The organism is Streptomyces sp. NPDC058086 (genome assembly GCF_042885015.1).
Taxonomy (GTDB): Bacteria; Actinomycetota; Actinomycetes; order Streptomycetales; family Streptomycetaceae; genus Streptomyces.
This window is the reverse complement of sequence record NZ_JBHVST010000077.1, coordinates 45,056-54,439: the sequence shown is the minus strand read 5'-3', so window position 1 is coordinate 54,439 and position 9,384 is coordinate 45,056. Positions and strand designations below refer to the sequence as shown.

Genomic DNA, 9,384 nt, shown 5'->3' with positions numbered 1-9,384 from the left:
GTCCCGCCCGAATTCGGGCGGGACCGTCCTGTGCGTCACCGGGCCAAAGTCCTGGTCGACGCCGTGCTCGGTGCGGGGGCGTACCCGGCGGGCCGGGCGGTGAAGACTCCCCGGCCCCGGGTCCGGCTGCGCAGCCGGGTCGCATAGCCGAACAGCTCGACCAGCGGCACGGTCGCGGTGATCACCACGGCGCCCGCCCGCGCGACGGAGCCCGAGACCTGCCCTCGTCGCGCCGCCAGGTCACCGAGGACCCCGCCCACGGCGTCGTCCGGCACGGTGACCGTGACGTCCGCCACTGGTTCCAGGAGAACCATCGCGCAGGCGCGCAGTGCCTCCCGCAGCGCGAACCGGCCGGCCGTCCGGAACGCCCGCTCCGAAGAGTCCTTCGGATGGGTCGCTCCGTCGGTGAGGACGACACGCAGCCCGGTGACCGGGTGCCCGCCGAGCGGCCCGTCGGCCAGCGCGTCACGGCACCCGGCCTCCAGTGCCCGGACGTACTCCTGTGGCACCCGTCCGCCGACGACGGTGGAGCGGAACTCGAAGCGTTGCGCGCCCTCGCCGCCGTCGCCCGGAGCGTCCTCCAGCGGCTCCACGTCGAGCACGACATGGGCGAACTCACCTGCGCCGCCGTCCTGTTTGACGTGCCGGTGGACCAGCCCCGACACTCCCCGGGCGACCGTCTCCCGGTAGGCCACCCTCGGCCGGCCGACCCGGACGTCCAGCCCGTGGGCGAGCCGGATCTTCTCCACCGCCACCTCCAGATGCAGTTCGCCCATGCCCGACAGGACCAGTTGGCCGGTCTCGGGGTCGGTGCGCACGACCAGCGAGGGATCCTCCTCGACCAGCCGGGTCAACGCGGACACCAACAGTTCCGCGTCAGCGCTGCCGACGGCCTCGACGGCCATCGAGACGACCGGATCGGCGGCGGTCGGCGGTTCGAGAACCAACGGAGCCCCGGGGGCGCACAGAGTCGACCCGGCGCGGGCCGACTTCAGTCCGGCCACCGCGACGATGTCGCCCGCCACCGCCTGCTCCAGTGGGGCGTGGCGGTCGGCCTGGACCCGCAGGATTCGGCCGATGCGCTCGGTGCGTCCTGTGCCCGAGTCCCATACCGTCTCTCCCTTCCCGATCGTTCCCGAATAGACACGCAGATACGTCAGCCGCCCCGTGGCGGTCGCGTTCACCTTGAACACCAGTGCCGCGAACGGTGCCGCCGGGTCGGCGAGCCGCTCCTGTTCCGTGCCGTCCCGGGTGCCGCGTACCGCGGGCACGTCGCGCGGCGACGGCAGGTAGGCCACCACTGCGTCGAGCAGTGGCTCGATCCCGCGATTGCGGTAGGCCGAGCCGCACAGCACCACCACGCCGTCGCCGGAACGAGTCAGGTCGCGCAGCGCGGCGGTCAGGGTCCGCGCGGAGAGCGTCCCTTCCGCGCAGAACTCCTCGAGCGCGCCGGGGTGGAGTTCCGCAACCGCTTCCTCCAGCTGTCGGCGGCGGCCTTCCGCGGCGTCCCTCAACACCTCGGGCACCGGGCCCTCCTCGACCGTGTCGCGGCCTTCGGGCCAGACCAGTGCCCGCATGCGCGGCAGATCCACCACACCGGTGAACCCGGCCTCCGACCCGATCGGCAACTGGACGACCAGCGGGGCCGGATGCAGCCGCTCCCTGATCGACTCGACCGCGGTGTCGAGGTCGGCACCGGCGCGGTCGAGCTTGTTGACGAAGGCGATCCTCGGCACGCCGTACCGGTCCGCCTGGCGCCACACCGACTCGCTCTGCGGCTCGACCCCCGCGACGGCGTCGAAGACCGCCACGGCGCCGTCGAGCACCCGCAGGGAGCGGGCCACCTCGTCGGAGAAGTCGACGTGGCCCGGGGTGTCGATGAGGTTGATCCGGTGCGCGTCCCAGGCACAGCTCACCGCCGCGGCGAAGATGGTGATGCCACGATCGCGTTCCTGGGGGTCGAAGTCGGTGACGGTGGTGCCGTCATGGACCTCACCCCGCTTGTGGGTGGTCCCGGTGAGGTACAGGATCCGCTCGGTGAGGGTGGTCTTCCCGGCGTCGACGTGGGCGAGGATGCCCAGGTTGCGGACGGCGGCGAGCGGGGTGTCGAGGTGACGGTGCAGGTCGGTACGCACGGCCCTTGGCCTTTCGGAATGATCCGGATGGGGCGGCGCGATTTCCCGGACGAAGCGACCCGCGGTCGTGCCACGGGCCGTGCGGGGACCTCCGGCCGCGGCACATCCCCATCGGGGCGTACGGAGCCGATCTGCCCGGTGACGGGCGCAGAGAGGTCAGATGTTCGTCACGGACCACCGGTGTCGGCCGCGCAGCCGGCACCGGGGACCCGAAGACACGAGGATCACCTCGTACAACGACGGGGGAACGACGACAGCGGTGCGGTGACGCACGGCCCGGCTCCCCTCACTCGTCAGGACACGCGCCGTGATGTTCCGCAGGTGCGGTGAGCGCGCGTTGTGGGGTGAGTGTAGGGAGCGCGAAGCGGTCGGCGCACGGGAATTACGCTCCTCGCGCCGCGCCCGGTCCCGGAGTTGAAGACTCCGACGGATCCCGGAGTTTCAGGTCCGGGCCGGTCCCGGGTCGCGGATTCCGGGCAGGTCCCGGAGTCGCAGGTTCGGGGAAGGCCCGGTCAGAGCAGGCCGGTGTCGGCCTCCGACAGCGCCCGGGCGAGCAGTCCGTCGGGCGGCTCCGTGGGCCTCAGCAGTTCGGCGACGGCCGCCCCCGTGGCGCCGTGCCAGGTTCCGTACCGTCGGAGCATGGCGTGGTCACCGCCCTTGACCAGCAGCACACCCGCGCGGGAGCCGACGGCCCTGGCCCGGCGGACGAACGCGATCGACTCCGACGGATCGGTGACGCGGTCGCGGTCACCGTGGAGCGCGATCACCTTCTTGTCCTGGAGGTGGGCCACCGGTTCGCCCTCCGGACACCAGGGTGCCAGCGCCACCACTCCCCCGACCTGTTTCGCCGCCGCGACGCGCAGAGCTGCCCGGCCGCCCATCGAATGACCCACGAGAACCACCGGCACCTCGCCGACGAGGCGGGCGAGCTCCGCGAGTGCCCGCTGGACGTCACCGACGGGGTCGGCCCGTGAACCGTTCCAGCCCTGGCGGCGGTAGCGCACCTGTCCGAGGAAGACCTCGTCGTCCGGCACGGCCGCGGCGACGGCCCGGACAACGGGCCTCATCCGCAGCGCCGCCACGTTCCAGGGCCGTGAGGGAGCCAGGCTGTCGGCCCGGCCCCCGTGCAGGACGAGCACGGCCGCACGCGCCGCATCCGCGTGGCGGACCGGCAGCAGGGCGGTGCCGGCCCCGACCGGTCCTCGCGTCGATGTACCAGAGGTCGTTGTCCGCGTTCGGCCCCGCATCACAGCTCCTCCCGTGTCCCGAATCCGCCTGCGGGAGAAGTGTCCCATCGCCCACTGGTCGTCCGTCGCCGGGTGTCGTGCGGACGGGCCGCCACCGGCACCGTCCGGGTCACACGTCCAGAGCGGATTCCAGGTGCTCGGGGTTGTGCCCTCGCGACGACGGTACGGTCCCCGGAGTCGGCGACACCGGCTGGCGAGAACCCGTCGCACTCTGGCATTCCGGCCACTGCCGGGGCGGTGATCAGCCCCTTAGCGTCTGGCTCATGCTCTTCGTCGCACCCGTACTCATCGGTGTTCTCTACGCGATCCTCATGTCCCTGCTCCGGGAGCCCGCGAGGCGGCGGTTCAACGCCATCATGGTCGCCGGGGCCGGAGCCGCCTATCTCAGCAGTGGCAGCTTCGGCGCCTGGGAGTTCGTCTTCACCGCAGCGGTCACCTACTGCGCCTACCGCGGCCTCGACTCGTACGTCTGGATCGGCATCGCCTGGCTGCTGCACACCGTCTGGGACGCCCTGCACTACCTGCACGGAGCCCCGATCATCCCGTTCGCCACGCACTCGTCGCTCGGCTGCGCGATCTGCGACCCGGTGATCGCCCTCTGGTGCCTGCGCGGCGGCCCCTCGCTCCCCACCCTGATCGGCTCCTGGTTCTCCCGGCGCCCCGCCTCCCCGACCGACGCTTCACACGCCTGAGGCCTGTCCGACGGATGACTCCACCGCCAGGTCCCGGGCCACCTCGCGGGCCGCGCGGGCCCCCGAGGCCGGAGTCTTCCTGGAGGACGAACTGGAGACGTCCAGCAGGGTGTTCCACCTCGTCTGGCGCAGCATGCTGCGCGGCACCCTGTGCCTGCGGCCGAGGGCATCGGAGCGGTGCCGCGACTGCTCGCCGACGCACTGCCCGCGGGAGCCGTACACCTCGACACCCCGGTGAACCCGTCTCACGGACGACGGAGTCCTCCTGGGCACGGGGGGCGAACTGGCCGCGCGGGCGGTGGTGGTGGCGACCGGGCCCGGCCCGGCAACCGCACTGCTGCCGGGGCTGGAGATGCCCGCGTACCGCACGGTGACGACGTACTACCACGCCGCGCCCCGCTCCCCGCTGGCCGAACCCGTCCTCGTGACGGACGTGAGGAGAAGATTCCTCAACACCTGCGTCCTGAGTGAGGTGGTGCCCGGCTACGCACCCGGCGGGATGTCGCTGATCGCCCGCGGCGCTATGTGTGCGGGGACCACCGTGCCACCGGGAAGGAACGGAAGAACCGCTCGACGAACTCCTCGGAGAATCCGCCGGCCGCCAGTGCGGTGCGGGTGGTGCGGTCGTCGCCGTGCTTCACCGAACGGGCGGGAGCAAGCATGTCGCGGGCCGAGGACACCCAGGGCGACCAGGTCCCGGCTGCCCGCGAGCCGTCCCGGACGCAGGTCGCCGCGCCGGCGGGGGCCCCTGGTCGGGTCACTGAGGCGGAGCGGGCCGTCGTCGGTGTGCACGAGGACCCCGGGGGTGAAGGGCCGCAACCGCAACGCGCGCAGTGCGAGGCGCCGCCGGGCCTGGGGGTAGGAGGTGTTGAACACCTGGAAGCCGCGGTCGATGACGAATCCCTCGTGACGGTCGGAGCGCATTCGCCCGCCGACCCCGTCCGAGGCCTCCAGGACGCGGACACCGAGTCCCGCCCGGATCAGGTCGCGGGCACAGGCAGGTCCGGCGAGGCCGGCACCGACCACCAGCACATCCGGCCCGCCACGGGTGGCAACCATGGGAACGCTCCTTCGATCGGCGGCTCCTTCGCCGCGACGATGCCCGGTGCGGAAACGCCGGCACCACCCCCGAAAGAGGGCAGCACCGGCGGACGAGGCGGTGTCAGTGTCCGGACCCGTAGTGTCCGCCGAGCTGATCGCGGTAATGCGGGTCGCCAAGGTGCTTCTCCTTGTCGAACTCCGGTGCCGACTTGATTTCGTCCTTCGACCGGGCGACGTGGACGGCCTTGTCCTCGTGGCTGATCGCGGTGATCGTCCCGGCGGGCAGCAGGACCTCCTTGCCGAAGATCCAGATGCCGGTGTCGACCACGATGTACTGGGAACCGACCTCGTCGGAGTGCTTGTCGACCTTCCCGATGTGTCCGTCGGTCGCTTCCACCCGGTACCCGGTGAGGTCCGCATCAGGTGTGTGGCCGCTGGTCGGAGTGTAGGCCCACAGATTCTCGTACATGAAGAAATCCTCCAGCCATGTCGCGGTGCGCTTGAAAACACCGGGTGTCCGTTCAGCGCGTGCCGACACTCTTTTCCCGAGGAGAAATTCTCAGAGAATTGCGGTTTTCAACCAACAGCGGGAATTCTCCGCGCGGAACAAGGAAATCCTCGGGGTCCGGCGGCCCGCCCGGCCCACCGTGATGCGCCCGGCTGCCGGAAGGAGGAGCGTGGTGGGGTAGGGAGGAGTGCTATGGGCACGGCCGACCACCGGCATCGGGGCCGCGAGTACCAAGGCTGGCTGCGCGGAGCACCACCGCCGCGCTGGGTGCGGGTGCTGCCACCGGCCCTGCTGGTGACGGTCTGCACCGCCGAGCTCCTGAGTCGGTACCCCTTGGACATCGGTTTCCTGCTGGGCGCCATCCCGTCGCTGGCCGTGCTCTCCTACGGACCGGTGGCGACGGCCGTCTTCGGCGCCGTCGTCATCGTGTTCCTTTTCGTGCCGCCGCTCCAGCTCAACCATCCGGGCAACACCGATCTGCTGACCATCACGTTCGTCGCGATCCTGAGCGTCGCCATCTCCCTGGTGCGCAGTCGGCGCGACGCCCACCTGGTCACGGTGCGCACCGTCGCGGAGGCCGCCCAGCTCGCCGTGCTGCCGCCGCTTCCCGAACGCGTCGGCCCGGTGCGCTGCACGGCGTTCTACCGGGCGGCGCAGCGCGAGACACTGGTGGGCGGCGACTTCTTCGATGTGCGCGCCGGCCCGTACGGCGTGCGGGCGGTGCTGGGCGATGTGCAGGGGCACGGGCTGTCGGCCGTCTCGACCGTCGCCTCCCTCCTCGGGGCGTTCCGGGAGACCGTGCTCGACCAGAGCGACCTGAAGTCGGCCGCGGCCCGCCTCGATCGCCGGCTCATCGTGGACTCGGCCCAGACCACACACGCCGAACTGTTCGCGACCGCCCTGCTGCTGGAGTTCTCGGCCGACGCGGACGCGGTACGGCTGACGTCCTGCGGACACCCGCATCCGTTTCTGCTGCGCGACGGCAAAGCCGTCGAGCTCGTTCTCGAACCAGGAGCCCCCCTCGGTCTCGGGTTCTTCGACATCTCGCCGCCGCAGATCTGCACCGTCCGGCTGGAGCGCGGCGACCGGCTGTTCCTGGGCTCCGACGGAGTGACCGAGAGCCGTGACGACACGGGCGCCTTCTATCCCCTGGCCGAGCGCCTGACCACGTTGGCCCAGGAGAGTACGGCCGACCTCACCGACCGCGTCTGGGAGGACCTTCTACGGTTTTGCACCGCGGTGCGTGACGACGTCACGATGCTGGTCCTCACACCTGACGCGCGGGGCGAACGGTGGTGAGGCACGCTCGCCCGTCCGGACCGCGCGGGGCGGGCCGGACAGGCGAGGTAGGGGGCGGACAGGTCAGGGGGTGAGCTGCCACTGCTGGATGTAGCCGACGTCGATCGCGGCGGTGTCCTGGACCCTCAGTCTCCAGGTGCCGTTGACGGGTTGCGCGGAGGCGTCGACCGTGAAGGTCTGGTCGACGTTGTCGGCGCTGCCGCCGCTGTGGTTCAGCAGCGAGTAGACGGTGCCGTCGGGGCCCACCAGGGAGACCGTCAGGTCACCGCGGTAGGTGTGGATGATCTTGACGTAGACCTGGGTGGTGGCCGAGGCGTTGCCGCTCCGGCCGGTGACGGTGATGGGTGACTCGACCGCGGCTCCGGCGTCGGGGATGTCCACCCGCGTGCTGTTGGCGTAGATGTTCGCCACCCGCCAGGTGAAGCTCACCGAGACGGACGCTCCCGTACTGTCGGTGACCGTGACGGTCACGGGGCTGGTCCCGGTGGTGGTGGGAACTCCCGAGATCAGGCCGGTGTCGCTGATCGTCAGGCCGTCCGGCAGACCGGTGGCCGCATAGGTCAGGCCCGCGCCGGAGTTGGTGGTGTAGGCGCTGGTCTGGAGGGAGACCTGCTGGCCGACGCCACTGGTCTGGTCGTCGATCGGCGCCACGTTGACGCCCAGCGCGATCCGGTCGCCGACATGGATCCCGGCCCAGGCGGCGGCCACGGCGAGGTAGGTGTCGCTGTACGCGCCGAAGAGGTCGGCGGCGGCCTGGAGGGTCGCGGTGCGGGCGCCGGCGTAGTTGGTGCTGGAGGTCATGTAGGTGGTCAGGGCCCGGTACCAGATCCGCTGGGCGTTCTCGATGCCGATGCCGGTCACGGGTACACCGTCGTAAGTCGGGCTGTCGTAGGAGACCCCGTTGACGGTCTTGGCTCCGCTGCCCTCGGAGAGCAGGTAGAAGAAGTGATTGGCCGGTCCGGAGGAGTAGTGGACGTCGAGGCCGCCCAGCGAGGAGTCCCAGTTGTCGCGGGACGCGCCGTCCTTGGAGGGCTTGTCCATGTACCGCAGCGGGGTGCCGTTGCCGTTGATGTCGATCTTCTCGCCGACCAGGTAGTCGGGAACGTCGGCGGACAGGTTGGCGTGGAACTCCACCGCGGCGGCGAAGATGTCCGAGGTCGCCTCGTTGAGGCCACCGGACTCGCCCGAGTAGGTGAGGCCCGCGGTGGCGGCGGTCACGCCGTGGCTCATCTCGTGCGCGGCGACGTCCAGGGCGGTCAGCGGGTGCGCGTTGCTCGCGCCGTCCCCGTACGTCATGCAGAAGCAGGTGTCGGACCAGAAGGCGTTGACGTAGCCGTTGCCGTAGTGCGCCCGGCTGTAGGCGGCCACGCCGTCGTTGCGGATGCCGTTGCGGCCGAAGACGTCCTTGTAGTAGTCCCAGGTGGCCGCGGCACCGAAGGCGACGTCCACGCCGGCCGTCTGCCGGTTGCTCTGGGTGCCGTCTCCCCAGACATCGTTGTCATCCGTGAAGAGGGTGCCGGTACCGGAGGTGCCCTGGTTCAGGTCGTAGGTACGGTGACCCGCGCGATCGCCGTCCACCAGCTGGTACGTGGAGCCGGACGGCGTGGTGCTGAGCGGAACCGATCCGCTGTACTGGCCCGTGCCCGTGCCGGTGCGCACCGCCTGGAAGTCGAACAGGGCCTTGCCCGAGGTGGCGTCGGTGATGACATGGAGCTCGCTCGGCGTGCCGTCGTCCTGGGTGCCGCCGACCACCGACTCCCAGGCCAGCACCGGTTCGGCGCCGGCGGCCCAGACGACGAGCCGGGGAGCGCCGTCGACCGCGGGACGCGTGGCGTCGGCCTTCTTCGCGACCGCGAGCGCCTTGCGGACGGCGGCGGCGGACGTGACGCGGGCGGTGGTGGTCGGCACCTTGAGGCCGGCCTTGCTCGCCTCGGACACGGTGGAGAGACCGTTCTTGACGTGCACGACGAGGTCGCCGCCGAGGACCGGCAGACCGGCGTAGGTGCGCTCGTAGCGCGTGTGCGTGGTGCCGTCGGCGTCCTTCGCGACGTCCTTGACGACCAGCTTCTCCTTGGAGCCGAGGTCGAGGATCTTCGCGGTGGCGCCGACCGCGGCGGTCGCGCTCTTGAGCAGCGCGGCGTGCGCGGCGGGAGACAGCTTCGCCGGGGCCGCGCCGGCCCGGGGGGTGGCGACGATCTTCGCGTGGCCGCGGTCGCGGGGAGCGGCGGACGCGACGCCGGTGTGGAAACCGGCGGCGAGCAGCGTGCCGGCGGCGGTGAGCGCCAACGCCGCGGTGTATCTGCGTCGGTGCGAGGGGCGGTGGGGCGGGAGCAAGGGCTTCTCCTTCTGGCGACGATCGACCCGTGGTCCAGGCCGAGAGAGCGGGCCGGCAGGGTGTGGCCGGCTGGCAACGCGCTGAGCAGGGAAGGGCGCTGCACGAGGTGACCCACGAGGGGTGTGTC

General features: G+C 71.2%; 7 protein-coding genes and 1 pseudogene. 2 read left to right on the top strand and 6 right to left on the bottom strand.

The genetic code is table 11. The annotated features are described in order from the left end of the window. Window positions 1-35: 35 nt before the first annotated feature. On the bottom strand, window positions 36-2,135 hold the full coding sequence (fusA, locus tag ACFVWD_RS40675; RefSeq protein WP_389602998.1) for an elongation factor G: 2,100 nt from the start codon (window positions 2,133-2,135) through the stop codon (window positions 36-38). Between the two features lie 512 nt (window positions 2,136-2,647). Beyond that, complete coding sequence (locus tag ACFVWD_RS40670) at window positions 2,648-3,382, bottom strand: alpha/beta hydrolase (protein ID WP_389602997.1); 735 nt, start codon at window positions 3,380-3,382, stop codon at window positions 2,648-2,650. Window positions 3,383-3,645: 263 nt separating this feature from the next. Between ACFVWD_RS40670 and ACFVWD_RS40665 the strand changes: the two genes are divergently transcribed. Beyond that, complete coding sequence (locus ACFVWD_RS40665) at window positions 3,646-4,074, top strand: DUF6010 family protein (protein WP_389602996.1); 429 nt, start codon at window positions 3,646-3,648, stop codon at window positions 4,072-4,074. Here the strand turns inward: ACFVWD_RS40665 and ACFVWD_RS40660 are convergent. The 3 genes and pseudogenes from ACFVWD_RS40660 to ACFVWD_RS40650 all read right to left on the bottom strand — a co-directional run bounded on the left by ACFVWD_RS40660 (window position 4,063) and on the right by ACFVWD_RS40650 (window position 5,584). Beyond that, window positions 4,063-4,323 (bottom strand): hypothetical protein, encoded by a 261-nt coding sequence (locus ACFVWD_RS40660; protein WP_389602995.1) that lies wholly within the window; start codon window positions 4,321-4,323, stop codon window positions 4,063-4,065. The genes ACFVWD_RS40665 and ACFVWD_RS40660 overlap by 12 nt on opposite strands. A gap of 302 nt (window positions 4,324-4,625) precedes the next feature. After that, a pseudogene (locus tag ACFVWD_RS40655) lies at window positions 4,626-5,133 on the bottom strand (FAD-dependent oxidoreductase); the annotation flags it as partial. 103 nt (window positions 5,134-5,236) lie between these two features. After that, window positions 5,237-5,584: a PRC-barrel domain containing protein gene (locus ACFVWD_RS40650; RefSeq protein ID WP_389602994.1), complete on the bottom strand. Its 348-nt coding sequence runs from the start codon at window positions 5,582-5,584 to the stop codon at window positions 5,237-5,239. 231 nt (window positions 5,585-5,815) lie between these two features. Between ACFVWD_RS40650 and ACFVWD_RS40645 the strand changes: the two genes are divergently transcribed. Beyond that, complete coding sequence (locus ACFVWD_RS40645) at window positions 5,816-6,922, top strand: PP2C family protein-serine/threonine phosphatase (protein WP_389602993.1); 1,107 nt, start codon at window positions 5,816-5,818, stop codon at window positions 6,920-6,922. A gap of 63 nt (window positions 6,923-6,985) precedes the next feature. Here the strand turns inward: ACFVWD_RS40645 and ACFVWD_RS40640 are convergent, their stop codons facing one another. After that, window positions 6,986-9,256, bottom strand: a complete 2,271-nt coding sequence (locus ACFVWD_RS40640; RefSeq protein ID WP_389602992.1) for a M4 family metallopeptidase — start codon at window positions 9,254-9,256, stop codon at window positions 6,986-6,988. Window positions 9,257-9,384 lie beyond the last annotated feature (128 nt).